Source organism: Shewanella dokdonensis (assembly GCF_018394335.1).
GTDB classification, from domain to species: Bacteria; Pseudomonadota; Gammaproteobacteria; order Enterobacterales; family Shewanellaceae; genus Shewanella; species Shewanella dokdonensis.
The window spans coordinates 547,881-573,003 of record NZ_CP074572.1 but is presented as its reverse complement, the minus strand read 5'-3'; the positions used below and the strand labels follow the sequence as shown (position 1 = coordinate 573,003).

At 46.5% G+C, this 25,123-nt stretch carries 18 protein-coding genes, 1 tRNA gene and 5 pseudogenes; 9 read left to right on the top strand and 15 right to left on the bottom strand.

What is annotated here, in order from left to right; all coding sequences use genetic code 11:
* Window positions 1-10 precede the first annotated feature (10 nt).
* The 6 genes and pseudogenes from KHX94_RS02705 to rfbB all read left to right on the top strand — a co-directional run bounded on the left by KHX94_RS02705 (window position 11) and on the right by rfbB (window position 5,867).
* Window positions 11-1,084: an SGNH/GDSL hydrolase family protein gene (locus tag KHX94_RS02705; RefSeq protein ID WP_213682271.1), complete on the top strand. Its 1,074-nt coding sequence runs from the start codon at window positions 11-13 to the stop codon at window positions 1,082-1,084.
* 180 nt (window positions 1,085-1,264) lie between these two features.
* A pseudogene (locus KHX94_RS02700) lies at window positions 1,265-2,175 on the top strand (IS5 family transposase).
* A gap of 209 nt (window positions 2,176-2,384) precedes the next feature.
* Window positions 2,385-3,271 (top strand): annotated as a pseudogene (gene rfbD, locus KHX94_RS02695) (dTDP-4-dehydrorhamnose reductase).
* A 33-nt stretch (window positions 3,272-3,304) separates the two neighbouring features.
* Entirely contained in the window at window positions 3,305-4,189 is an 885-nt protein-coding gene (gene rfbA, locus KHX94_RS02690; RefSeq protein ID WP_213682270.1) for a glucose-1-phosphate thymidylyltransferase RfbA, read from the top strand.
* Window positions 4,186-4,731, top strand: a complete 546-nt coding sequence (gene rfbC, locus KHX94_RS02685; RefSeq protein ID WP_213682269.1) for a dTDP-4-dehydrorhamnose 3,5-epimerase — start codon at window positions 4,186-4,188, stop codon at window positions 4,729-4,731. The genes rfbA and rfbC overlap by 4 nt, the downstream gene beginning before the upstream one ends.
* A gap of 26 nt (window positions 4,732-4,757) precedes the next feature.
* Window positions 4,758-5,867 carry a dTDP-glucose 4,6-dehydratase gene (gene rfbB, locus KHX94_RS02680; protein WP_213682268.1) on the top strand — a complete coding sequence of 370 codons (1,110 nt, stop codon included), beginning with the start codon at window positions 4,758-4,760 and terminating at the stop codon, window positions 5,865-5,867.
* A gap of 641 nt (window positions 5,868-6,508) precedes the next feature.
* On the opposite strand, the gene KHX94_RS02675 is transcribed toward rfbB, so the two are convergent.
* Window positions 6,509-7,510, bottom strand: a complete 1,002-nt coding sequence (locus KHX94_RS02675) for an SMP-30/gluconolactonase/LRE family protein (protein ID WP_213682267.1) — start codon at window positions 7,508-7,510, stop codon at window positions 6,509-6,511.
* A gap of 175 nt (window positions 7,511-7,685) precedes the next feature.
* On the opposite strand from KHX94_RS02675, the gene KHX94_RS02670 reads away from it, so the two are divergent.
* A complete protein-coding gene (locus tag KHX94_RS02670) occupies window positions 7,686-8,657 on the top strand; it encodes an AraC family transcriptional regulator (RefSeq protein WP_213682266.1) in 972 nt (323 codons plus the stop codon).
* Between the two features lie 257 nt (window positions 8,658-8,914).
* The gene (locus KHX94_RS02665) at window positions 8,915-9,805 is read left to right on the top strand and encodes a MurR/RpiR family transcriptional regulator (protein ID WP_213682265.1); all 891 of its coding nucleotides are present in this window, start codon (window positions 8,915-8,917) and stop codon (window positions 9,803-9,805) included.
* A gap of 110 nt (window positions 9,806-9,915) precedes the next feature.
* Here KHX94_RS02665 and KHX94_RS02660 read toward each other — a convergent pair whose 3' ends face one another.
* The 13 genes and pseudogenes from KHX94_RS02660 to rpsU form a co-directional block, all read right to left on the bottom strand.
* A complete protein-coding gene (locus KHX94_RS02660) occupies window positions 9,916-10,548 on the bottom strand; it encodes a type 1 glutamine amidotransferase (protein WP_244859409.1) in 633 nt (210 codons plus the stop codon).
* Window positions 10,549-10,810: 262 nt separating this feature from the next.
* A pseudogene (locus KHX94_RS02655) lies at window positions 10,811-11,455 on the bottom strand (MBL fold metallo-hydrolase); the annotation flags it as partial.
* Window positions 11,456-11,689: 234 nt separating this feature from the next.
* Window positions 11,690-12,565 (bottom strand): alpha/beta hydrolase, encoded by an 876-nt coding sequence (locus KHX94_RS02650; protein WP_213682263.1) that lies wholly within the window; start codon window positions 12,563-12,565, stop codon window positions 11,690-11,692.
* A 190-nt stretch (window positions 12,566-12,755) separates the two neighbouring features.
* Window positions 12,756-13,793, bottom strand: a complete 1,038-nt coding sequence (locus tag KHX94_RS02645; RefSeq protein WP_213682262.1) for a PDR/VanB family oxidoreductase — start codon at window positions 13,791-13,793, stop codon at window positions 12,756-12,758.
* 15 nt (window positions 13,794-13,808) lie between these two features.
* Complete coding sequence (locus KHX94_RS02640; protein ID WP_213682261.1) at window positions 13,809-14,444, bottom strand: aromatic-ring-hydroxylating dioxygenase subunit beta; 636 nt, start codon at window positions 14,442-14,444, stop codon at window positions 13,809-13,811.
* 2 nt (window positions 14,445-14,446) lie between these two features.
* The gene (locus KHX94_RS02635) at window positions 14,447-15,748 is read right to left on the bottom strand and encodes an aromatic ring-hydroxylating oxygenase subunit alpha (RefSeq protein WP_213682260.1); all 1,302 of its coding nucleotides are present in this window, start codon (window positions 15,746-15,748) and stop codon (window positions 14,447-14,449) included.
* A gap of 26 nt (window positions 15,749-15,774) precedes the next feature.
* Complete coding sequence (locus KHX94_RS02630; RefSeq protein ID WP_244859408.1) at window positions 15,775-16,626, bottom strand: type I glutamate--ammonia ligase; 852 nt, start codon at window positions 16,624-16,626, stop codon at window positions 15,775-15,777.
* Entirely contained in the window at window positions 16,512-17,273 is a 762-nt protein-coding gene (locus KHX94_RS20050; RefSeq protein ID WP_244859290.1) for a type I glutamate--ammonia ligase, read from the bottom strand. Before KHX94_RS20050 ends, KHX94_RS02630 begins: the two co-directional genes overlap by 115 nt.
* 1,287 nt (window positions 17,274-18,560) lie before the next feature.
* Window positions 18,561-18,637 (bottom strand) — tRNA-Ile (locus KHX94_RS02625).
* 173 nt (window positions 18,638-18,810) lie between these two features.
* Window positions 18,811-20,664, bottom strand: a complete 1,854-nt coding sequence (gene rpoD, locus KHX94_RS02620) for an RNA polymerase sigma factor RpoD (protein ID WP_213682258.1) — start codon at window positions 20,662-20,664, stop codon at window positions 18,811-18,813.
* Window positions 20,665-20,799: 135 nt separating this feature from the next.
* A pseudogene (dnaG, locus tag KHX94_RS02615) lies at window positions 20,800-22,517 on the bottom strand (DNA primase).
* An 80-nt stretch (window positions 22,518-22,597) separates the two neighbouring features.
* A complete protein-coding gene (locus KHX94_RS02610) occupies window positions 22,598-23,041 on the bottom strand; it encodes a GatB/YqeY domain-containing protein (protein ID WP_213682257.1) in 444 nt (147 codons plus the stop codon).
* Between the two features lie 8 nt (window positions 23,042-23,049).
* The gene (rpsU, locus tag KHX94_RS02605; RefSeq protein WP_006080725.1) at window positions 23,050-23,265 is read right to left on the bottom strand and encodes a 30S ribosomal protein S21; all 216 of its coding nucleotides are present in this window, start codon (window positions 23,263-23,265) and stop codon (window positions 23,050-23,052) included.
* A 204-nt stretch (window positions 23,266-23,469) separates the two neighbouring features.
* Here rpsU and tsaD point away from each other — a divergent pair.
* A pseudogene (gene tsaD / locus KHX94_RS02600) lies at window positions 23,470-24,482 on the top strand (tRNA (adenosine(37)-N6)-threonylcarbamoyltransferase complex transferase subunit TsaD).
* A 7-nt stretch (window positions 24,483-24,489) separates the two neighbouring features.
* Here tsaD and plsY read toward each other — a convergent pair.
* Window positions 24,490-25,089 (bottom strand): glycerol-3-phosphate 1-O-acyltransferase PlsY, encoded by a 600-nt coding sequence (plsY, locus tag KHX94_RS02595; RefSeq protein WP_280529609.1) that lies wholly within the window; start codon window positions 25,087-25,089, stop codon window positions 24,490-24,492.
* Window positions 25,090-25,123 lie beyond the last annotated feature (34 nt).

The following is a 25,123-nucleotide window of genomic DNA, read 5'->3' as shown; positions in this document are numbered from 1 at the left end:
TGGCTGAATTATGAATACAATCAAGAAAGTTATTGTGCTATTGGTCATGCTGGGAATTTTAGTTTTAATATTAGATGGCACTAGTGATTTTTTATTATATGCTCGAGTTCAACATCATAAAAATCAAGAAATATACAATAGAACTAATTTATTGAAAAAAATGTTACCTAATAGTGTTGTTCAGGCAGAATATATTGAAAATTTCATTGAAACTCAAAAGTATCTAAAATATCACTATATTCCTTTTATTGGGAAAATGGCGATTCCTGGCGATCACGGGATTTATCATATCGATGAGCAGGGTCGACGAATTTTAACAACAAAGGCACACGATGCTAAAACTCCTCAAAAACGATTATTAATTTTAGGTTCATCACAAAGTTTCGGATATTACAATAATGATGCACAGAGTTTCGCTGCTCAACTCGAGAATCTATTACCTGAGTATGTTATTGATAACTATTCTGTTCCAAGTCAATCAACAGCCTTAAACTTAGTGAATTGGAGACGTATTACATCATCTGGTCATAAATATGATTTAGCGATTATTGTCAATGGACCAATTGATTTTTACTCTGAATGTTTTGAAAATCCTGAAATACTCTCCCAGTGGCAAATGGAACAGAGCGATAAATATCAATTACCTGCTTTGATTTCAATTCCAAGAATAATCATCCAAAAAATATCGACTATAGAAGCGAACCCATCAGGCTGCCAAAGCGCAAGTGAACAAACACATATGGTGCAGCAAATCACTTTCCGTTTTCAACAGTTGTTAGATTATGGACGCTCACTGAATACAAAAACATTAATTTTCATTCCTCCAGTTCCTTGGGGAAATCGGGCTAATATTGACAATGTAAAAATTCAATTAGGACCGGACAAAGAAGTATTAGCCCAATTGATGAAAAAACTTGAGCCAATATCTAAAAAACATGAGGAAATTATAGACTTAAACCATATTTACGATCATCATAAAGAACAATTTTTTTTAGATGGTTTTGGACATCTAACTGTTAATGGTAATAAGTTATTAGCCAAATATATTGCCACTTATGTGGAGCAGAACGTTCCTATTGATTAAATAGAACTCCCGAATTCAGATAATAAGTGCATCACTCATGGTTAATCGGTGAGAAGAGATCAAGTGCCTATAGGTAGTATTCTGTAATCGCCAAAAACAGGGCTTTGTTTCCTAAATTGGTTGAACTAAAGCAGTAGCCGCTGATCTGATCGGCATAGCCTATCAACTTACCCCTCAACCGTGCCCCAACCTCGCTATAAAACAACCAACTGGAAGCAATACAATCAAGCTTTAATCAATCGTGGCTCGCTGACCTTCTGGATTGATGAGGACGCTATCGCCCACTGGAAAGCCAAGGCCGAGCAACTTGGAAAAGGTCGCCCTCGCGTATTTAGCGACTTAGCCATTACCACAGCGCTGATGGTTAAACGTGTTTTCGCTATGCCACTGCGAGCGTTGCAAGGCTTTATCAACTCGGTGTTTAAATTGGGTGATATTCCACTTTCGTGCCCACATTACACTTGCATCAGCAAGCGTGCAAAAACCGTCAATATTGCGTTTAAAACCAAGACTCGTGGCACCATTGAGCACTTGGCTATCGACTCGACGGGCTTAAAGGTTTACGGCGAAGGCGAGTGGAAAGTGAAAAAACATGGCACAGATGGTAAACGGAGAGTGTGGCGTAAGCTGCATATTGCTGTGGATACGCATAGCCATGAAATCATCGCCGCAGAACTGAGTTTATCCGGTGTAACAGACGCCGAAGTCATGCCGAATTTGCTCAAGCAAACCCATCGGAAAATCCGCAATATCTCAGGTGATGGTGCTTACGACACAAGAGCCTGTCACGATACCGTTCGGAGAAAACGCGCTTTGGTACTCATTCCACCGAGAGAAGGTGCTGCGCTCTGGGAACAAGGGCATCCGCGTAACTTAGCGGTCAGTTGGCAACAGCTACATGGTTCAAATAAGCAGTGGAAAAAACGGTATGATTACCATCGTCGGTCAATCTCAGAAATTGCCATGAACTACTTGGTGGCAGATTAAGCCTGCGAAATTATAACGCTCAGGTAGGAGAAACTTATGCGATGATGAGAGCGTTGAACAAGCTCACAGGGCTAGGCATGCCTGAAACTCACTGTGTAGTATGATCTTTAAACAATTATGATGGCTTTGTTCGCTGAGTCGATTTAGGAAACAAAGCCACGGCACAGCAGAAATGTCGTAGTATTAGGCTCAGTAATTTAGTGTGAGCTATTGGGATGAATGTGTAACTAGGTTGGCTTCTATATAAGCTTTGATATAAATGTTATATATTTAGTTGGAATGTGTTCCACCTAATTTTGCGTGATAGAAGGATATGAGTGTTGATTTATTGCTCGTTGGTGCTGGCGGCCAGATAGGAACTTGTTTGTGTGAGCAAGCAAAGCTTCTTGGTGTGTCATTCATTGCGATGTCTCATGAACAGCTTGATGTCTGTAATGAAGCTAAATTGTCAGCGCAAATAAGCCAATATAAGCCAAAGTGTATTATTAATGCGGCGGCTTATACCCAAGTAGATAAGGCCGAATCTGACCAAGCGGTAGTTTACGCTACCAATGTTCAAGGCGTTATCAACCTTGCCAAGTTCGCGAACGCAGTTGGTGCTATGTTAATTCACCTTTCTACAGACTATGTCTTTGACGGACTGAAGAAAGGTGCTTATCTCGAGTCAGATCAAACCAATCCATTATCCGTTTATGGCAGTTCAAAGCTGGCAGGCGAATTAGTTATCAAAGAGTATTGCCCTCGCCATCTTATTGTTCGGACAGGATGGGTGTTTGGAGAGCATGGCAATAATTTTGTTAAAACGATGCTGAAATTAGCACTTCAGCGAACAGCCTTAAATGTCGTTACTGACCAAGTCGGGGGCCAACCTATGCAGGGGATATTGCCTCGACTTTACTGAACATGACGCAGCAGGCGTTGGATCCTCAGTTCAGCAATTGGGGGATACATCACTATGCTGGGATACCCTATATAAGTTGGTTTGATTTCGCATCGGAGATCTTTTCTCGTGCAGTGCAACAAGGGGTACTTACTCAAATGCCAGAATTAAAGCCAATCGCCTCCACTGAGTATGTCTCCGCGGCTAAACGCCCCGCAAATTCCCGGTTAGATTGCGCTAAAATCAAATCAGTATTTAATATTCCCCCGTGTGACTGGAAGGCTGCTTTGGCAGATTTATCGCCATACATGCCTAAATAACGTGTGTATTTCTCTATAAACAAGAGACGTTAAATGAAAGGTATTATTCTTGCCGGTGGCAATGGCAGTCGCTTACATCCCGCTACCTTGGGGGTCAACAAACAGCTGCTGCCTGTCTATGATAAGCCTCTGATTTACTACCCACTGACTACCTTGATGCTCTCCGGTATCCGGGAGATATTAATCATCTGTACTCCGGCTGACTTAAGTACCTATCAACGAATTTTGGGTGATGGAAGTCAGTGGGGCATACGACTTGAATATGCGTTGCAGCCCAACCCTGATGGTATCGCTCAGGCCTTTATTATTGGTGAATCTTTTATCGGAACTGACGCTGTATGTCTCATCCTAGGGGATAATATTTTCCACGGGCACGGGTTAAGCAAAACATTACAAGAAGCGGCTAGCCGGGAAGAGGGCGCAACGGTATTTGGCTATTATGTCCAGGATCCTGAACGATATGGGGTCGTTGAATTTGATAGAGCTGGTGCGGCAATTTCTGTTGAAGAAAAGCCTTTGAAGCCAAAGTCCAATTACGTTGTTACAGGGCTTTATTATTATGACAACGATGTCGTGGATATCGCTAAAGGTATCAAGCCCTCTGCTCGCGGTGAACTGGAAATAACAGATATCAACAATGCCTACCTTAAACGCGGTAAACTACGGGTTGAAAAACTCAGTCGTGGTGCAGCCTGGTTAGATACAGGGACTCATGATTCTTTACTTGATGCCGCCATTTTTATTCGTGTGCTTGAAAAGCGGCAAGGGCAAAAAGTGGCTTCTCCAGAAGAAACGGCTTACCGCATGGGATTTATCGACAGAACACAGTTAGAAGCCTTAGCCATGCCATTATTAAAAAGTGGTTATGGGGCTTATTTGATGCGAATAGTACAAGAGAGTGAATGGGATAACACATGAGAGTTGTTGCGACCAACATCCCTGATGTAAAAATAATCGAGCCAGAGATTTTCGGAGATACTCGCGGTTTTTTCATGGAATCCTGGCGTGAAGATTGGTTTAACCAAAATGTATGTGAACGCCATTTTGTTCAGGATAACCATTCAAAATCCTATCGGGGTACTCTACGAGGTCTTCACTATCAAACAGAAAATACTCAGGGCAAATTGGCTCGTGTTGTTATTGGTGAAGTGTTTGATGTGGCAGTAGATATGCGCAAGACTTCCGCTACCTTTGGTCAGTGGGTCGGTGTGCTACTTTCTGCAGAAAATCAAAGGCAATTATGGGTGCCGGAAGGGTTCGCTCATGGGTTCTATGTGACAACTGAAACAGCAGAATGTCTTTACCGCTGTACTGACTACTACAACCCACAAGCGGAGCACTCCGTCCGTTGGGATGATCCTGAACTTGCCATTAAATGGCCTTTGCTCAACGGTGAAATGCCGTCATTATCCGTAAAAGATAAAAATGCTCAGTGGTTTAAAAATGCCGTTACATTTTGAGCAACAATAAGTCCCAGGACTCCTATATGAAAAGATTACTGATCACCGGTGGCGCGGGCTTTATTGGGGCTAATTTTGTTCATTATTGGTTTGCTCATCACCCAAACGATTACATCGTAGTCCTCGACGCATTAACGTATGCGGGAAATCTGGACACATTGCAGCCGTTCGTTGCTAACCCACATTTTCGTTTTGTGAAAGGTAACATTTGTGACACTGTGCTGGTTGAGGGGCTGTTGCGTGAAGAGCAGATAGACACTGTCGTTCACTTTGCCGCGGAATCGCATGTAGATAGATCCATTATGGGGCCTGATGCCTTTATTGATACCAATGTGATTGGTACACACAGCTTGTTAAAAGCAGCTCGTAATGTATGGCTATCCGATCCGAAAAATCCGTTACCCCATCGTTTTCATCACATTTCAACCGATGAAGTATATGGCTCTCTTACTGCCGCTGAATTGCCTTTTACGGAAGACTCTCCCTGTAAACCCAATTCACCGTATGCGGCATCTAAAGCAGCATCAGATCATTTGGTGCGTGCTTACCACCATACCTACGGATTACAGGTAACGGTAACTAATTGTACTAACAACTACGGTTATTACCAATATCCGGAAAAACTCATTCCCTTATGTTTGACCAATATTCTGCAAGGTAAATCTTTACCCATTTATGGTGATGGAAAACAGGTTCGTGACTGGCTATTTGTAGAAGATCATTGCCGGGGAATAGAGTTAGTACTTACCTGCGGAACCGTTGGCGAAACTTACAATATCGGTGGTGTAAATGAATGGCAGAACATTGATATTGTGACTTTGTTGTGTGAGTTAATGGACGCTGAGTTTGTCGCTAATCCCACACTTGTTGAGCGTTATCCTGATTCTCCTTGTGCCAAAGGTCTGACAGCTAGAACACTTATTACTCACGTAAAAGACCGTGCTGGGCATGATCGTCGATATGCTGTTGATTGCTCAAAAATTGAAACCGAACTCGGGTTTAAGCCACTAGAAACCTTTGAAACAGGTATTCGAAAAACCATTCACTGGTATTTGGATAATCAGCAATGGGTCGACAATGTGGAAAATAGCGAATACCAGAATTGGATAGCTCAGCAGTATGAAAGTCGCGGCTGACTCAAAAGTTAGCCGCGATTTTTTATTCCATCACTTTATGCAGCTGCTCCATACAGCCTTCACGCATTAACTTACTGAAGGCCAGACGCCACATATGGTGCATATACGTTAAACAATAACTTGGTATCGCTGTGACCCAACATCTGCGAGATATATAGTGGGTTCTCGTGTGCCGCAATATGCAGCACGGCTGCTGTATGCCGGGTGTCATTCGGGCTGTGACGAATGAGATTTGCCTTCTTCAGTGTCGGATACCACAGTTTGATACTGACTGAATGGGGTATCGAGTGGTTTACCCTGGTGAGTAAACACAAACTTGGAATCGCCGCGCTGGCGCTCCTTCAACCGTGTGAACATATCAAAAGTGTATCGCACATCCTCAGATCCAGACGGGACTTGGGAGTCTTAACATCCCCAAGTTCTCCATTCACTCAATTTTGCCGAATGCGGATCAAACGATGGTCAACATCAATGTGCTCCCATTGCAGCGCATTTATTTCTCAGTTACTCATCCCAGTCCAGACGCGCACGATAATCACCCCATTTAAGAGCAACCGTATCCAGAAGCTTTTTCCCTCTTGGGGGAGCTATAGCTCTAAACCGTTATTTAGGCAGGCGCGCTTCTTTATCTGGTCAGAATATTACTGCTGCCAGTAGTGGTTGATAGCGGGTGCAAAACCGTAGGCTTTAAATACTGCGCCGCCAGTTTTTAACGCTTCATCATTGCTGGAGGTGATATACACTTCTCTGGTGCCCGGTTTTAAGGCCAAATTGGTAGAGCGCAAATAGTGGCCTTGTTCTCGGCCGGCCAGGGTGATTTGCCCTATGGGCGTGGCATTCTGGTTCAGTACAATGACGCGTCCTTGCCCATGCAAGGCAACATACAGGTTGCCATCGCTATCGGCTTTCATTGAGTCTGCTACAAGGCCATTGAAGCGATACGCAATGTTTTCTCCAAAGGCACGAATATGGGTAGCATCTTGCATCAGTAGGCGATGTAACACGCCCGCTGAGAACTCCACCACCCACAAAGTTTTACCGTCAGGGGATAGGGCGATGCCATTGCCTCCGCTCAGGTTTTTCAAAATCGGTGTGACGGTTTTAAAGTCTGGCGATACATAGTAAACGCCGCCCACCGGATTGCCGCTATCACCGCTGGCATCGGTAAAATAGAGCCCGCCATTTTTATCAAACACCATGTCGTTCGGGCGAAAGCCTTTATCAGTGGCTACTATGGTTTGCATGTCGCTGCCATCCGGGGCCATTGAAAAAATCTTACCTTTGCTGCCATCAAACGCCACCGCTGCCACCACCAGTTTGCCATCTTTTTTAATGGCGATTGAGCAAGGTGCGTACTCTTTGCTGTTAAAGACGATGCTGTTCTTTTTATGGCTGTCTACTTTCACGATTTGCCCATGATACAGATCGGTCACATAGAGATTGCCGTGGCTATCAAAGGCCGGGCCTTCCAGCAACGTGGTGTCGTCGGTAATAGGTTGCCATAAAGCGGCTTGAGCGGTTTGCAGTTGGTTATCAGGATACGGGATGATATTGGCATCGGCGTGACCCGTTGGGTAATTGAGCTGTGAGTCTGCTGCGCTGGCAATTGCTGGCAGCAAAGACAAGGCAATGCAGCCTGCCAATAGTGTTTTTTCATGAGATAGCCTATTCGATCGATTCAAACTTGTGGATATTGGAGCAACAGCAATACCTTCGACATCAATGGCAAAGAGGATGCCGATTCTCCAATGTTGAGAGTTGTTACTTTAACGCAAAGAAAGTACTCTTTTAATCGTTTAAAGTAGCAGGAACTTTTGTGTGAGTACCATAGATCCCTTATCTGATGTTTTGCATCTACTTGCGGCCCACAGTTATGTCACTATCGGGCAACGGGCTGGGCCAGACTGGTCAATTCGTTACGATGGTTTTGTGGGCATGAAGTTTCTGGCCTTGAGAAAAGGGCAGTTGTGGTTTCGGTTGGAAGCGGAACAACGTTGGCATCAGTTACTAGCCGGGGATGGTGTCATCTTGACGCGTTTTGCGCCGTTCGTTTTGGCAACGGATCCGCGTTTAGCGCCCGTGCCGCTCTCGGCGGTGGATTATGTTATCGCGGATGGTTTTGCCGATCTTGGTGGCGACGACAGCGTTATTCTCTCTGGTAAAATGAAAGTTGATCAAGTGGCATCGGCTTGGTTACTGGATCTGTTGCCTGAGGTGATATGCATCCATCATGGTTCTGATACATCGGCTACGCTGAATTGGCTGATGGACAGTCTGCATAAAGAGATCCTGTTGCAACGTCCAGGCTCCGTATTGGCCGGTAATCACTTGATGCAACTGATTATGATTGAAGGGATCCGTTGCTGGCTGACGTCTGCTACAGACTTAAGCGGTTGGTTGGCAGCGCTGCAAGATAGCCGCGTGCTCAAAGCTTTAGGGGCGATTCATACCGAGCCGAGCCGTAATTGGCAACTTAGCGAACTTGCTGCCGTTGCGGGCATGTCGCGCACTGGATTTGCTCGCTTGTTTATCCAAGCGACTGGCACCTCGGCAATTCATTATTTAACCCAGTGGAAAATGCGTCTGGCAAGTCGGGAACTGCGGTTAAGTAGCGAGCCGATAAAACAAATCGCTTACAAGCTCGGTTATGTGTCGGAAAGTACCTTTAGTACTGCGTTTAAACGCCTATATGGTACTTCGCCAACGGAACATCGGCAGGCATATCGGCAAGATCCATCACAAGTTTTATTAACGGAGCTAACACCAGTGGCCACAGGCAGTTTTGCTTAATGCTGGTTATCCTAATGTGCATGGTGTTCGTTCAAGCGGTTATGGCGGTTTCCTTTCATTGTCGCCTGAGTGCTCGAATCTGCGCCCATCTGCGTAGAAATTGTAAGGGTTATCATTAGTTTGATTTTTGGTTAATGCGATATACTCTGCCGTTACCGCGATTCGTATTGTGTTGCGAAGAGTTTTCCCGGTGTATTAGCTAGCAGTAATGAGGGGCGATTACAGTTTGCCGTGGCATTACAACGAGACATAGTCAAATGACAACAAAAATAGAAAACAATGAAACGGTTTCTGAGCGTATCAGGGCGCTGCGAGACCGATTATCACCCGCCGAACTTGCTGTCGCGAATGCCATTTCTGAAAACTATCCAATGGGTGGCCTGGTTCCGGTTGTTCAGCTCGCCGCCAATTCTGGCACGAGTCCTCCAACTGTGGTGCGTTTCGTCAAAAAACTGGGTTTTGATGGCTATGCCGAGTTTCAAGATACGCTGCGCAATGAAGCTCAGAATCGACTCTTTTCTCCGGTAGGAAGCTACCCGCATAACCGTTCAGGACAAGATGAAACGTCTCCATCGGCACAGGCGCAGTTTGCGTATCTGGAGAGTATTCGCAACACCTTTGCCTCGCTCAGTGATACGGAAATCGCTAAGGCGGTCGAGTTACTTTGTGCCCCTGAGCACGACATTGTGATGGTAGGCGGGCATTTCAGCCAAGTCTTGGCGCAGCAACTTTATCGTTATCTGTCCATTTTGCGGCCGCAGGTGCGAGTGTGTGCCCCTGAAATTCATAGTTTGGTCGACATACGATCTTCAACGGTGGCGGTGGTGTTCGATTTTCGCCGTTACCAGCAAACGACCATTAATTGGGGCATGGACGCACTTAACAAAGGTGCCAAAATCATTTTGGTCACGGATCAGTATCTTTCACCTTTTGCCACTAAAGCTAATGTGTTGTTGACTGCCAGCAACAAGGGCTTGGAGCCTTTTGATTCGATGACGGCCGCATTTGCGGTGACTGAGTTACTGATATCCGAGACGGCTCGTGCACTCGGTAAGCCAGCACGTGACCGCTTGGCAGAGTTTGTCCAACGCCAAGATGATGAAGACCGTCAGATCCTCAAGTTTGATCCACCGGCTCGCGGTTTTTGAGGAGTTAACGGCGTAATGTATTCAACGGTTCCTTTATTCGGGAACCGTCGCTGGCTTATCTATAACGTTAATTCTCTTTTCGACGGTCTAGCGGTGCTGTCGGTAAACACTTAGGCTCGCTCGGTAAGGAAGTTGGTGATGACTCGGCCGACAAGCTCCCCGTCCAATGGTTGCGCTAGCGATGCCTTACTGTCTTGAACCACTTTGTCAGTCGCAATACCTTGGCGCATTTCGCAAAGCGCGTAAGCATATTCAACCTCAAACTCGGGATGCGGCTGTAGTGTAAGGGTGTAACCGTTCTTGTAGATAAGCCCGGCGTACGGCGTGAATGAAGAGTATAACAACACCTCAGCCTCTTCCGGCGCAGCGACCACTTGGTCTTGATGTGAACACGCGATGGCGACTTCTGGCTGGTGGATTAGCGAATTTTCGGGCGCAACCTGATAGATATGCCGACCTAATCCCCAACCTCTATCGACTTTTTCCACCGTACCGCCAAGCGCCTGCGCAATAATCTGGTGACCAAAGCAGACGCCGACCATAGGTATGCGCTGCGCATATGCCGCTTGGATCAGCGCTTCTAATTCATATCTCCATGGAATGTCGTCATAAGCGCTATAGGATGAGCCAGTAATAAATAATGCTTGAAGATCATCCACTTTGGGCACTGGTTGCCCATAAATGAGGCTAACTACTTCAAACTCCATATTGGGATTGTGGAAAGCCAACATGCGTTTGAACATCTCTGGCAATGTGCCAAAACGGCTGCGTAATGCTTGGGGGCCTCGCCGACTTCAAGAATCGTGAGTTTCATATTCCATACCTCTTACTAAAGATAACATCAAGGCGTTGAGTAAGCGTCTATCAGCGCTGTTACTCAACGTGTGGCAAGATAAGATCTTGTTTAATCAAATATATATTGTTTTTTCGATAGACTTATGCGGGCGCCTAGAGGCGTCACCGTCTTTAAGATTTAACTCGGCAATCTGGTTGCCGCTGGGGCTTTCAAGTGACATGGCGCTGCCAAATTTCGCTATCATGTCCAGGGATGACGCGCTCAAATTTATTGTTGACGACACCGCGCATGGTTCGGTAAGTCTCAATTTGATTAAACGCATTGCCTTGGTGATAGCCAGGAGGCCACATTTTTTCGATATTGGAATACCAATAAACAATGTCGCCAGCAGCAATGAATGGGCCATTATGGGTGTTAATTTCAAACCACTGGGAACCAAAGGTGTGGGTATCTTTTGCTAGGCGAGCGGTGATACCGGGAAGCACTTCTTCATCGCCTGTGATGAATTTAATCCGTCCATCAGTAATACCTTGCGTGGCGCGGATAAGATCATTTGGATCAAACGAAGTGAATACCCATTCTTTTTCTTCTTCGGTTTCATGTTGATGCGCCGCGCAAACGGCTTTGCTCCAACCTGTGTATTCATCAAGTTGTATATAGAGTGTCGCATTCGGAAACGCTTCAAAATTCCCCATATGATCAAAATGCATATGGGTCACTAAAATTGTATCTACATCCTCAGGGGTGAAACCAACACGGCCCAGAACATCTTCTGGTGATTCCCAGCTAGAAAAGGCATAACGAGTCAACCAATGGTTGTTCTGAAAGCCACAATCGACCAGGACTACATGCTGCTTTCCACCTACTTCTCCCCTACCAACAAGGTATAAATCATGGGGCTCATAGAAGTACCGGTATTACTATAGATCCCGGCACCGCCGAAAAATCTTGCGCCATATCTACTTGGCAGTAGGCTAATGACCAGATTGACCAATCCGTGTCTATTTTAAACTGTTTGTTCTCTGTCATTTCCTGTTCCCTTTAATTGATATTGGTCGTGATAAGAAATATAGATAGTTTAAATAGCTTTATATTTTTAAATGATGTTTTATGAAATCAATCATTACGCCTTCGCCATGTATAAATTCATCGAGAATATTAAAATGGTTGCGCTCTAATATTGCGGAACTCACTTGCCATTCACTTTGCTCACACGCCGCGGCAAAGTCTTTTGATTGACGCAGAAATTCCGTTGTTTCATTTGAGCCCACAGTTACAAGTAATGGCACCTTGCCATGGTCAGCGGTTAATACAGGTGTGAGTGAAATGGCATTTTCCGGGGTGATTTTTAAAATAGGATTGGCGGTTGTATGAGGAATTGGCCTGACATCAAATAGACCGCTAACGGCAATGGCGGCGATATATGGTGTGGCGGGCATGTCGTATTCATTTTGCCAGTCTGATGACAGTAGTTGCGCAACACCGTGCCCACCTACAGAATGCCCCACAATCATGATTTGATTTCTGTCTACCCCAAGAGACTCGGCATTGTTCCAGAAGTAACTGAAGGCGGCACGGTGTTGGCGGACAATTTCAGCGACGGATACTTTTGGACAAAGAGCGTAATTTTCAACTGCGGTAACTATGCCAAGGTCGGCTAAAGCTCGTGCAATATAACTCCACTCTTTACTGGTGGTGGCTTTCCAATAACCACCATGAATAAAAAAGACTGCCGGACGTAGTTTCGAGTCTTGCTCTTTCGAGGGGTAAAATATATCTAATGTTTCATCACGTGTTGGGCCATAGTGAATATCTAACGTGCACTTTAAATTATTTCTCGCATACTCACTGTTTTTGACAAAATAAGCAACGTATTCGCCAAAATCTGGAACTGTGGCTTCTACATCATATTGTTTATCTATTTCTGATGCGGATGTGAAATTTCTATAAAGTGTTTCAGACATTAAGAACTCCTTGAGTAAGCCTCAAAAGTTAAGATATAAAATAACCACCATTTATTTAATATGATGTCAGCAGTCAATTGGCTTATGGAATTATTACGGGCCAATAAATTACATTGGACACAGTTTTTTATGCGATAAAATAAACCCAGATGTTAAGACGCTTCATTTTTAATAGGTACAACATGCTGATTTACAGATCTAACACCAGTTTGCGAGTTTTGGAGCGGCTGACGCAAATCATCATGGTGCGGTTTTCCTGTTTTTCTTGATCAGAGAGTACGGTATCGCGGTGATCCGGCGTCCCGGCTAAAACCGCCGTCTCACAGGTACCGCAATAGCCATCAGAGCAAGAGAAAGAAAGCCCCTGGCGCACCTTACGCACACATTCGAGAATGGTTTCATCCTTACCAACGGTAATCGTTTCTCCAGACTTGCTCAGTTCCAGCTCAAATGAACCGTCTGGGTTACAGGCTTCGTTCGTTGTCTCATCACCACATGCCGTTGCATCAATCTCAGCAACCGGGGCAAGCTCAACACGGCCGAAGCGTTCCATATACAGATGTATCGATGGTCGGCGAGCGATCTCCGCAGACAAAGCATCCATCAGACTGTTGGGGCCGCAGGCATAAACCGCGGTGTCATCTGCCAGTTCTGCAACAAGCGTTGTAAGCTCAAGACGGCTGCCTTCGTCTTTGATGTGTAGGCTAACGCTGCCGGTGGCTGCGCCAGCTAAGGCTTCGACGTCGGCCAGATAAGCCATCCGTGTACGAGTGCGGCCAAGATAGTAAAGTTGCCATGGTTTGCCCTCGCGTTTTAAGCGAGCGATCATTGGCAGAATAGGGGTAATACCTATTCCACCTGCAATGAACACGTGACGGCTGGCGGGTTCTAAAGCGAAAGCGTTCTTCGGCTCACTTGCGGCGATGACATCGCCAACGTTCAACTGTTCGTGCACATATCGAGAGCCGCCGCGACTGTTAGGCTCAAGCAGAATGGCAAGTTGATAACTGAGCCCAGGTTCACCAGCAACAATAGAGTAAGCACGCACTAACCCATCAGGAAACGCTAATTCAATGTGCGCGCCGGGTTCCCAAGATGGCAGGTCATCACCAGCAAGTTGCAATTTGATGATGCCATCCGCGAGCGTTTCTTTGTCTTTCACTGTCAGTCGCAAACTGAATTTGGGTGCTAGGGCAATATCAGATGTTACTTCTCTGGATGTGGTCATATTCATCTGCTTATCTCACAGCAAAAATGTCAGATTGTGGTGGTTGCGTGGCGCATCAAGCAGGCAAACCACTTTGCGAGCAATTTTGGTAACGCCGTCTTCTTTAATAAAGACATGTCCCATCCAACCACTAAATGTTTGGATTTCATGGCCCGCGCGCATCTCTTGGATCAGAAACTGTGAACGAATCTTCACCTCACCTGCGTTTTCTGAAGGCAGACGCACAAAAGCGGTGCTCACATGCGAGGTATAGGACGGCGGCAGCTGAGAATAAGCCACGCCAGTTCTGAGCCAGACAATTCTGTCCCCAAGACGACGGCGGTCATCGAAGGCGATGGTCACCTGACGCTGTGGATCCGCGCGCTCGGCATCGGGTAAATCGCCAACGGCTGGCACCCAATACACACATTCACGGCTGTAGAGCTGATACCATTTTTCGAAGGCGCGACGATCAAGTAACCAGTTTTCATGGAGGATTAGCGATTCATAGGCGTGGCGTTCCTCATTATTCAGTACTGTGCCGCAGCCTTCCCATTCCTGCATGTCGTTACGCAGTTTGGCATAATAAGCATCGTCAATATAAGTTGACTCAAGCGTATCGCGTAGAATGTCTTCAAGGGTGAAGCCATCCTGCATTGGATCTGTATTCACGCTCATTTTGCTACCCCCAAATTGCCTTGTTCTATGCGCTTGAGCCATTCTTTCCAGAAAACCCGCAGCGGCAGCTCGTCAGAAACTGGGCCGCTTAGCATTCCTTTTGCGCCGATGTATTCTTTGCCTGTATCCAGGTGACGCCCCGTTTGTACCCACTCGACTTCTTCAATTTCGAGGCCGATTTGACACTCTTCGAAATTGGCTAAGTCGTCCGGTTCGCCAAAGGAAGGGAAGTCTTCTTGTAAACGCATGCGTAGTGAATTGACTTCATCCGGCAGGTCGTCTGCTACCAGCGCCGTGGCATACCAGTTGATATGGGTTTTGTTCACGCTTTGTGGCTCTATCACCTGGATCTGGTTACCGATAATCAACAGGTTAGGGAAGATATTCAGGTTCATGCCTGAGCCCATAACCACATCGAGGGCGGCATCCGCTTTATCGCCTAATTTCTCTTTGATCACACGCTCATAAGCACTTTCGCCCGGCATTGGGGCGGACTGATCCCAAAAACGTTTGATCTCTGCACGTTGGTCAATGAAAGTACCGCCATTACCACAGTCAGAAACGGTTTGCAGACCTTCATCAACATTGCCAAGCGCCCATTGCATATCGACACCTCCGCCGTAGCGGTCTTTGCGCATACGTAGCAGCGAAGCATGGGAATAGCCCGGGTGGTAACCATCGGCGGCATTGTCATAAATTAACTTCCAGTTGCCAGCGCAGCTAAACTTGGTTTGTCCACGGCGTAGTTGCAGTTCCGCGCCTGGCCAGCGGTCTAGCCATTCATCTAGCAAAGCTGCTGACGGACCAAGGTGCGTTTTTAAGTCGGGTAACTCAGTATTGAAGGTGCCGAAAATAAAGCCGCGATAGCTCTCAACTCGTAGCTTGCCGAGCCCTAACTCTTGCTTGTCAAACGCTGGGCCGTAGCCGTCTTCAATGGGCACGGCGGCAAGATCTCCCGTATTGGTAAATGACCAGTTGTGGTACGGGCAAGTAAAGCGACGGGCATTGCCTTCGTCGTGTCGGCAAATGGTGGCACCACGATGGGTGCAACGATTGAGCAAACCATGAAAATTGCCATCACGATCACGGGTCACTATCACCGGGCGTTTACCGAGACGTTTGCGTACAAAGTCATTCGGTTTCGGCAGTTCACTTGCATGTGCTAGAAATGTCCAGGTGCCACCAAAAATGCGGCTCATTTCTAGATCAAAAATGTCGCCATCTGTGTAGAGCGTGCGATGGACTCGCCCCGCTTCAATAAGATGATCAAAATGGGGGCTGCTAGTCTGAATGCTCACAAGAAATCTCCTTATTTTTTATTGTATTAGTAGCGAGTGAAGTATTCGTGATGTTCCCATTGGGTCACTACATCTGGTTTTTGCTCCCAATTGGGTTCGGCAGCAAGGAAGCGGTTGATTTCACTTTTCTTCATGGTAACCAACCAATTAATGAAGCCGTCACCCATGGCCGAGCGGAAGAATTCACTCTTGTCCAGCGCTTCGGTGGCTTCCATTAGATTTGTGGGCAGTTTGGGGCGATGGGTAGCTTCGTATGGGTTTGACTCCATTGGCCCCGGATGAAGCTTGCGTTCCAATCCGTCGCAACCACTCAGAATTTGCGATGCAATATAAAGGTAAGGGTTGGCTGTCGGCTCACCAATACGGTTTTCAATATGTCCAGACATATGTCTTGGGCGACCTTGCACACGTACCATTGCGGCGCGGTTGTCGTAGCCCCAAGTTGAGCGATCTGGCGCTAAGGAGTTTGGTTTACGGCGACGGTAGCCATTGATTGTTGGGTTGGTAAATACTGATGCTTCAACCGCGTGTTCCAGGAGTCCAGCAACATATGACAAACCGGTAGGGGAGAGGACTTCTTCGCTGTTAGGTGCGGCAACAAAGGCGTTTGGCACCCCTGGCGCTGAAAGACTCTGATGTAAATGCCAGCCTGAAGCAACAAAACTGGAGAAAATTGGCTTCGCCATGAAGGTGGCATGCAGCCCCATGCGCGCCATTGTCTGTTTTACCATCGAACGGAACAGCACCATTGAATCGGCGGCTTCTAGTGGATCTTGTACATCAAAGGTAAACTCAAGTTGGCCGGGGCCCATTTCGTCTTCCATGGTGCGCAGTGGCAACCCCAGTGCAAGACAATTTTCCGCGAGGGTGTCGGTGATTTCACTAATCTTATCTTGTTGATCTTCTGACATATAAGAAAAACCACGCCATAGTGCTTCAACTGAGGGGGCGCTGGTGGCACACCTAAACCACCCATATTCTGTTCACCAAGATTTTGGTCGGTCACGCGGGTTACATAGAACTCCACTTCAAGCCCAGTGACCAATTTGAAACCAAGATTCTTCAAACGTGAAATGGCTGATTTCAGTTGGTAGCGCCCATCAAAAGGAACCGGCCGACCATCACGTAGGTAAATATCACAAAGCACCCAACCAACCGTTGGCGCCCAAGGTAAGACTCGGAAGGTCAATGGATCAGGAACGAGAATGGCGTTGGAGAAACCGTGCATTTCGTCCATACCCAGTCCGCCTTCCTTACTGAAGGGGTTAAATGCGACACCCTCAGCCGAATCGAAGCTAAAGTAGGCGCTAGTGAATTCTACGCCATCTCGTAGCGCTGACTTGAATGCGCCGGGAAGAAGCGTTTTAGAGCGAAGTTTAGATTGCGCATCTGGCACAGATACGCGAAACGTCTTCAATTCTCCATTTTCCGCCATCGCAGCTATTTTCTTCGCCGCCTCTTGCTGCTCATGAGTCCAAAGACCAAACTCTTCTATGAAACCTGAAAATACTGGAGCATCGCTCATATCCATTCCATTACCTCTGTGAAATTACGTTTTATTAATGTTTTTTACATCTTGTTCATATCTGCTCACATTTATTATGTTTAATAATTTCCATGATCCATGTCAATGTGAAATTTAATAAACATATTATTTTTCTTTACTCGGGTGTTATGCAATGCTAGTGCCGGGGCTGCACGAAAGCCGGTATATAAGCGCTCTGCTTAGCTTTGGCGATATGTTGGCATTGCCGAAATTAGCGGGGTATTTTGATGATGGAGGGGGCGATCCACTGCGTTATCGTGAACAACGCAGAATAAATTTTAATGGCGTTCGCTCAATCGATAGATCATGAAAAAATTAAATAAGAAGTTTTAAAGCAGGTTGGCATGTGGCACTAACTTGGTGCAAATGCATATGGGCGTGTCCCTATTTGGGTCAATTTTTCTGTAACGACAGCTAAATTGTTTTTGTCCTTTGGAAGCGTGAAATATTAAAAAGGCATGTTAAAAAAACAATAATTTATTATAGTTACCAAAGGTTAGCCCTATGGGCCTATATTCTCCTGAACACTTTTACTCAAATAGCAATTAATGCCCTGACTTTAGTGAAAACGTATTTCGGCTAGGGTAAGTCGCATTTATATCTCACTCAATGGCGCGAAATTTAGGTCTTAATTTACCCAATATTCCTTCGGCTAAATTGCTATCAACCATAAACGCTGGCTGGGAAATAATCCCCAAGTTGTCTAAAGCGCGCTGCACCGCAGGTATTGCCGTTATCGGATATTAAACTCTGGTTGGTATAAACGCCGACGGTTCCTGTCGGATCTTTATTCCCTGAAAGATAATGACTATAAAATAAATATCGTATTCTGCGCGTTTCTGAGGGTGATTAGGAATACCGCTTTTCCTAGGTAGTTAGGTGAGGCAGATAACACTATCCTAATGGTTGAAAGTCGGCAGCCGGCTAGTGATGCGTTAGTTAATCGCTACATCACCACCTTCTTCAATAAGATTAACGTGTCCTTCATCAAGCGTTATCTTTGGCTGAAAACGATGAAAAGTGCCCGCCCCATATAGGTGCAATGTTACGAACAGCAGATGTTACCGCTGCACTCATTCGAGGCAAAGAGACGAGGAGGTTGTTTTGTGGTGAGTTAACTGAATTTAGTACATACCAAGAGATTCTGGGTTAATTTTTCGGCAGCGCAGAGGTCGCACCAGCAAAAAAACAACTTTTTTGGCATTTTGAGCAGTAGGAGCAAAAAACAAAAAAGCCTGTAAAAACAGGCTTCTTCGTGGAATTTGATGGTGGCCCCTCACGGACTTGAACCGTGGACCTAACGATTATGAGTCGTGTGCTCTAACCAACTGAGCTAAGGGGCCGTGCTAACGGTGTTTACGTCAAGCGGGTGTGAGTATACGAACTTTGTCCAAGCTTGTCACCCGTGTTTTACTGCTTATTGAACTGTAACGCTTTCAACTGGTTATCTGTTATGCAACCACTGATAAATTGGCAATAAAAAACCCGCAGATGCGGGTTTTTTAGCAATTAAGGGTTATTCATCCAAGAAGGATTTCAGAATTTCTGAGCGACTTGGGTGGCGCAGTTTTCGCAACGCCTTTGCTTCAATCTGACGAATACGTTCACGAGTAACGTCGAACTGTTTACCTACTTCTTCCAATGTGTGGTCGGTGTTCATGTCGATACCGAAACGCATACGCAACACTTTAGCTTCACGTGCGGTCAAACCTGCCAGCACTTCATGAGTTGCTTGTTTCAGACTTTCGCTGGTGGCGCTGTCCAGTGGCAGTTCCAGAGTGGTGTCTTCAATAAAGTCACCCAGATGCGAATCTTCATCATCACCGATAGGGGTTTCCATGGAGATTGGCTCTTTGGCAATTTTGAGCACCTTACGGATTTTATCCTCAGGCATCATCATGCGTTCAGCCAGCTCTTCTGGTGACGGCTCTCGCCCCATCTCTTGCAGCATCTGCCGTGAAATACGGTTCAGCTTGTTGATGGTTTCAATCATGTGTACCGGAATACGAATGGTACGTGCTTGGTCAGCGATTGAACGGGTGATTGCCTGACGGATCCACCAAGTAGCATAGGTAGAAAATTTGTAACCACGGCGGTATTCAAATTTATCTACGGCCTTCATCAAACCGATGTTGCCTTCCTGAATAAGATCTAGGAATTGCAGACCGCGGTTGGTGTATTTCTTCGCAATAGAAATAACCAGACGCAGGTTAGCTTCCACCATCTCTTTCTTGGCACGGCGAGCCTTCGCTTCGCCGATACTCATACGGCGGCTGATATCCTTGATCGCGGTAATCGATAGACCGGTTTCGGCCTCTATCGCTGCCAGTTTGCTATGGCAACGGACAACGTCTTCTTCTACAGCTTTCAGTGCATCGGAATACGCTTTGGCCGCGCTAGCCTCTTTCTGGAACCAGCTAATATCGGTTTCGTTGCCACCGAACAACTTGATAAAGTTTTTCTTTGGCATCTTCGCTTGTTCAACGCACAGCTTCATGATCAGCCGTTCTTGCACGCGCACTTTGTCCATCATGGCACGCATGCTTTTAACTAAGCGATCAAACTGTTTTGGAACTAAACGAAACTCTTTGAAGATTTCGCCAATTTCAAACAGTGCTCCTACGGCATGTGGGTGATTACGACCTTTTTCGGCGATGATTTTCAGTGAGTTTTCGTAGGCAGCACGTAGCTGTGCGAAACGTTCACGCGCTTCTTCAGGATCAGGTCCTTTTGAACCGTCATCATCCTCGCTGTCGGAGTTGTCGCCATCTTCGTCATCATCATCGAGATCATCTTCATCGTCTAAATCATCATCAGACAGTTCGGAACCGATATGAGTGGCGGTAGGGGCCATGTCATCTTCATCAGGATTTACAAATCCAGAGATAATGTCAGACAGACGCAACTGATCGGCTTCATATTGATCATATTGTTCCAGGATCATTGAAATAGCTTGTGGATATTCCGCCACAGAACCTTGGACTTCGTTAATCCCTTCTTCGATACGCTTAGCGATCTGGATTTCACCCTCGCGGGTTAACAATTCTACGGTCCCCATTTCGCGCATATACATGCGCACAGGATCGGTAGTACGTCCCAGTTCGTTTTCAACTGAAGCCAGCGCAGCAGCAGCTTCTTCTGCTGCGTCATCGTCAGTGTTGTCTTCAGACATCATAATGTCATCGGCGTCAGGCGCTTCTTCAAACACCTTGATACCCATGTCATTTATCATCTGGATAATATCTTCGATCTGGTCTGAATCGACCATGTCGGCAGGTAAGTGATCGTTCACTTCTGCATAGGTTAGATAACCTTGCTCTTTACCTTTTGCGAGCAACAGTTTAAGTTGCGACTGCGGAGTATGATCCATAGATATCATCCAATTTGGTAACTGTTACAACGATAAGCAACGACAACTCTAGTGTGCCGCGCAAACCATCAATTATAACCATTTGCACAATACTGTGCCAGCCCAGAGCAATTGCTAAGAGCGGAAAATTTTACATTATGATCGCTTCATTGCGGCGATCAGCTTCTTAAGCTGTAACTTTTCGTCTTTACTCAGATCTTGCTTCAGACTTAGTTCTTGGTAACGCTGTTCAATATATTGATTATTCAGCCATACCAATGCTGTTTTAAACTCTTGCTGCACGTTATCATCCGCCACTTGATGGTCCCATTGGGCCAGTTTGGTCAGGATCGGGTAATCTTCCGTATCCCGGTAATATTCAAGTAGTTGAGCGCTGTTCAACGTTTGGTTTCGAGTCAACTCTAACAAGCGAACCAGCAACTCTATGCCGGCCATTTTCAAAAATTGTAGTGCCGGTTGAGGCACTAAGTTAACCCCTAAACGGGGATCCTGTACCAGCAGGGCAATTGCCAATCTTAAGGGCGTGCCTCTGCCTTTTAATGTCTGTTGCTGCTGTGTTTGCGCAATACTCTTGGGTTGAAAACCCAAGCGGCGCTTCATCTCTTCAAGGTTTCCCATACGCAAACGATACGCGAGATTTTCCAGTAATAGGTTCTGTAACACATTGTCTTGAATGCGTTCTATTAGTGTCATGGCTTGCTTGGCAAGCGATGCTTTATCGTTGCTATTACGTCCCGTTAATGTATCAAACAGAAACTCTTGCAGTGGCTGGGCGCTGTCAATCAACTGCTCAAACGCTTCTTTGCCTGCTTTGCGCACCATAGAATCTGGATCTTCGCTCTGCGGCAAGAACATAAAACGTACGGTATCGCCAGGTTTGAGCATCGGCAGGGCGGTTTCTAGTGCGCGCCATGCGGCTTCGCGTCCGGCATTATCGCCATCGTAGCAACACACGACTTCTTTAGCACTGCGTAGCAGTAGCTGGAACTGTTCGGCGGTCGTCGATGTGCCCAGCGAGGCTACCGCGTAATCAACGCCAAACTGCGCCAGTGCTACCACATCCATATAACCTTCAACAATCAATATCCGTTGTGGATCGCGGTGTTGCTGCCTGAGTTCATAAAGGCCATAAAGCTCATTGCCCTTATGAAATATGGGCGTTTCTGGTGAATTCAAGTATTTCGGCGTACCGTCACCCAGGACTCGGCCACCAAATGCGATGACCCTGCCACGACGATCACGGATAGGAAACATCAGCCTATCGCGGAAGCGATCATAGCGGCGACCTTGCTCATTATTGATGAGCATGCCTGCTGTTAGTAACTTCTCTTGTAGTTGTGGTTTTTGAGCATACAAGTTCAGCAGGTTATCCCAGCCATCAGGCGCATAACCGATACCAAAACGTTCAACAATCTCTTCAGATAATCCACGCTGTTGCAGGTAATCTAATACCCGTTGTTTTTGTGGATGGCTGCGCAGTTGTTTTTGAAAATAACGTCCGGCGTCTTCCATAAGTTGGTACAAATCGCGGCTGATGCTTTCATCGGCACGATTACCAGACTCGCGTGGCACTTCCAGCCCTAATTGCCCGGCGAGTTCACCGATAGCATCAAGGAAGTCCATGCGTTCATATTCCATGACAAAGTCGATAGCATTGCCATGGGCACCACAGCCGAAACAATGGTAAAACTGTTTTTCACGGCTGACGGTAAAAGAGGGAGATTTTTCACTGTGGAACGGGCAGCAGGCAGCATAATTCTTACCGGCTTTTTTAACGGCACTTTGTGGTCGATGAGATCGACGATATCGGTTCGAGCAATAAGCTCGTTGATAAAATCTCTAGGTATTGCCATGCGTTTCAGTCTTCGCCCTTAGACCGATGTAAACAAACAAGCCGCGCTGAAGCACGGCTTGTTTGTAAAACTACACCAGATTACTGCAGTTTGGCTTTTATTTGAGTGCTTACTGCACCCATATTGGCCCGACCTAATACCTGGTTTTTGACTAATCCCATCACTTTGCCCATATCGGCTATGGACGACGCACCCGTGGCTTTAATCGCAGCATCAATGATTTGATGAAGTTCATCATCACTCAAAGGTTGCGGCAGAAATTCTTTCAGTACCAGAACTTCTGCTTCTTCTGCAGCGGCTAACTCAGGACGTCCAGCGGCTTGATACTGCTCGATTGCATCACGCCGTTGTTTCACCATCTTGGTCAGCACAGCTATTACCTGCTCGTCTGTCAGGGTCTCGCGGGTATCCACTTCAACCTGCTTGATAGCAGCAAGCGCCATCCGAATAGTGCTTAGGCGGGCCTTTTCTTTGGCCACCATAGCCTGTTTCATCTGCGCTTTAAGCTGTTCTGTAAGGCTCATAACAGTGATTAGTACAAACGTACGCGACGAGCGTTTTCGCGAGAAAGTTTCTTAGCCAGACGTTTTACCGCCGCAGCTTTGGCACGTTTACGAGCTGTAGTAGGTTTTTCATAAAACTCACGAGCACGCACGTCTGCCAGAATACCAGCTTTTTCGCAAGAGCGCTTGAAACGACGCAGAGCAACGTCGAATGGTTCATTTTCACGTACTTTAATAATTGGCATACGCCATCACCCCTTAGGTGTAATTTGTATTGAGTCACTAGACGTGACACAAGTCAGATTAAAAATGGTGCGGAATTCTAAACCGATTCCCCCTCTCTTGTAAAGGGGACACTCTGTTAGTTTATGGCATTCCGGTTGGATATTCCTAGGTAATCACAGTAGAATTAGCGGCCATTGTAGTTGTTGGATTTTGTAGTAAGCATCATGCGGGTATTAGGTATTGAAAGTTCCTGTGATGAGACAGGTATCGCCATTTATGACGACAAATTGGGATTACTTTCCCACGCGTTATACAGCCAAGTAAAGCTGCACGCCGATTATGGTGGCGTGGTGCCGGAATTAGCGTCCCGTGATCATGTCCGTAAAATTGTACCGCTGATCCGTGAAGCGCTGGCTAAGGCCGAGACTCGCATCGAAGATCTGGATGGCATCGCTTATACCAAAGGTCCTGGGTTGATTGGCGCATTATTGGTTGGCGCCTGTGTTGGCCGTTCACTGGCGTTTGCTTGGAACAAGCCTGCCGTTGGCGTGCATCACATGGAAGGGCACCTACTGGCGCCTATGCTAGAAGCGGAAGCGCCTGAATTTCCTTTCGTGGCGTTATTGGTTTCTGGTGGCCACTCGATGCTGGTTGATGTGCAGGGCATTGGGCGTTATCAGGTACTGGGTGAGTCGATTGACGATGCTGCCGGTGAAGCCTTTGATAAAACAGCTAAATTGATGGGGCTGGATTATCCCGGCGGTCCGCGCTTATCTAAGTTGGCCGCGAAGGGGAAACAACTGATTACAAATTCCCCAGGCCAATGACAGATCGTCCCGGGTTGGATTTCAGTTTTTCCGGGTTGAAAACTTTTGCCGCTAACACTATTGCAGCAGAACCTGATGATGAACAGACCCGTGCCAATATTGCTCGGGCTTTTGAAGAGGCGGTGGTGGATACCTTAGCCATTAAATGCCGCCGCGCGTTGGAATTGACTGGATATCAGCGTTTGGTCATTGCGGGTGGCGTTAGCGCCAATCAGCGCTTACGTGCGGCGCTAGCCGAGCTGATGCAAAAGCGCCATGGCCGGGTGTTTTATCCTCGCGGCGAGTTTTGCACAGATAATGGTGCCATGATCGCTTATGCGGGCTTACAGCGGTTGAAGGCGGGAGCCACTGAAGATTTAGCGGTAAAGGCCCAACCGCGTTGGCCTTTAGACTCCTTACCTGCGATTTAACCCTCGATTAGTTTTTCTTATTACGAAACATCTTTGGCTCTTCACCTTGGAAGAGCCGACGAATGTTATCTTTGTGACGCCAAATGATCAGCGCTGACAGCATGGTGACCGGTAGGGTGAAACGATCATCAAACCAGAGTGTATAGAGCGGCGCGAGCAGACAAGTCACAATGGCTGCTAGGGATGAATAGCGGGTCAGCAACACGACTAACAGCCAGGTGCCCATCAAACTGACTGCCATGTAACTGATAGGTGCCATGGCGCCTAACGCCGTAGCCACGCCTTTACCGCCTTTAAAATCAAAAAACAGCGGAAACATATGTCCGAGGCAAGCAGAGATTGCAATCACCCCTAGCCATATGCCGTGGATCCCCAACAAGTAGGCTCCATATGCGGGGAGAGCACCTTTGAGCATATCGAAAAAGAATACCAGTGCGGCGGCCCATACTCCGCCAATTCGCAACACATTGGTGGCACCAGGATTTTTCGAGCCTTTGCTGCGAGGATCCGGTAATCCCTTGAGACGACATACCAGAATGGCGCTGGAGATAGAGCCGAGCAGGTAAGCCACGGCTATCATGACAATTATCAGCACTACGGTATTCAAATTGGTTTCCTTACACGTCTTAAGGTATTATCGC

What these genes read in the sequence shown, in the direction of transcription:
- KHX94_RS02705 (WP_213682271.1), top strand. Translation starts at nt 11, where the DNA reads ATGAATACAATCAAGAAAGTTATTGTGCTATTGGTCATGCTGGGAATT.
- rfbA (WP_213682270.1), top strand. Translation starts at nt 3,305, where the DNA reads ATGAAAGGTATTATTCTTGCCGGTGGCAATGGCAGTCGCTTACATCCC.
- rfbC (WP_213682269.1), top strand. Translation starts at nt 4,186, where the DNA reads ATGAGAGTTGTTGCGACCAACATCCCTGATGTAAAAATAATCGAGCCA.
- rfbB (WP_213682268.1), top strand. Translation starts at nt 4,758, where the DNA reads ATGAAAAGATTACTGATCACCGGTGGCGCGGGCTTTATTGGGGCTAAT.
- KHX94_RS02665 (WP_213682265.1), top strand. Translation starts at nt 8,915, where the DNA reads ATGACAACAAAAATAGAAAACAATGAAACGGTTTCTGAGCGTATCAGG.
- KHX94_RS02660 (WP_244859409.1), bottom strand. Translation starts at nt 10,548, where the DNA reads ATGTTCAAACGCATGTTGGCTTTCCACAATCCCAATATGGAGTTTGAA.
- KHX94_RS02650 (WP_213682263.1), bottom strand. Translation starts at nt 12,565, where the DNA reads ATGTCTGAAACACTTTATAGAAATTTCACATCCGCATCAGAAATAGAT.
- KHX94_RS02645 (WP_213682262.1), bottom strand. Translation starts at nt 13,793, where the DNA reads ATGACCACATCCAGAGAAGTAACATCTGATATTGCCCTAGCACCCAAA.
- KHX94_RS20050 (WP_244859290.1), bottom strand. Translation starts at nt 17,273, where the DNA reads ATGAGCGATGCTCCAGTATTTTCAGGTTTCATAGAAGAGTTTGGTCTT.
- rpoD (WP_213682258.1), bottom strand. Translation starts at nt 20,664, where the DNA reads ATGGATCATACTCCGCAGTCGCAACTTAAACTGTTGCTCGCAAAAGGT.
- KHX94_RS02610 (WP_213682257.1), bottom strand. Translation starts at nt 23,041, where the DNA reads ATGAGCCTTACAGAACAGCTTAAAGCGCAGATGAAACAGGCTATGGTG.
- rpsU (WP_006080725.1), bottom strand. Translation starts at nt 23,265, where the DNA reads ATGCCAATTATTAAAGTACGTGAAAATGAACCATTCGACGTTGCTCTG.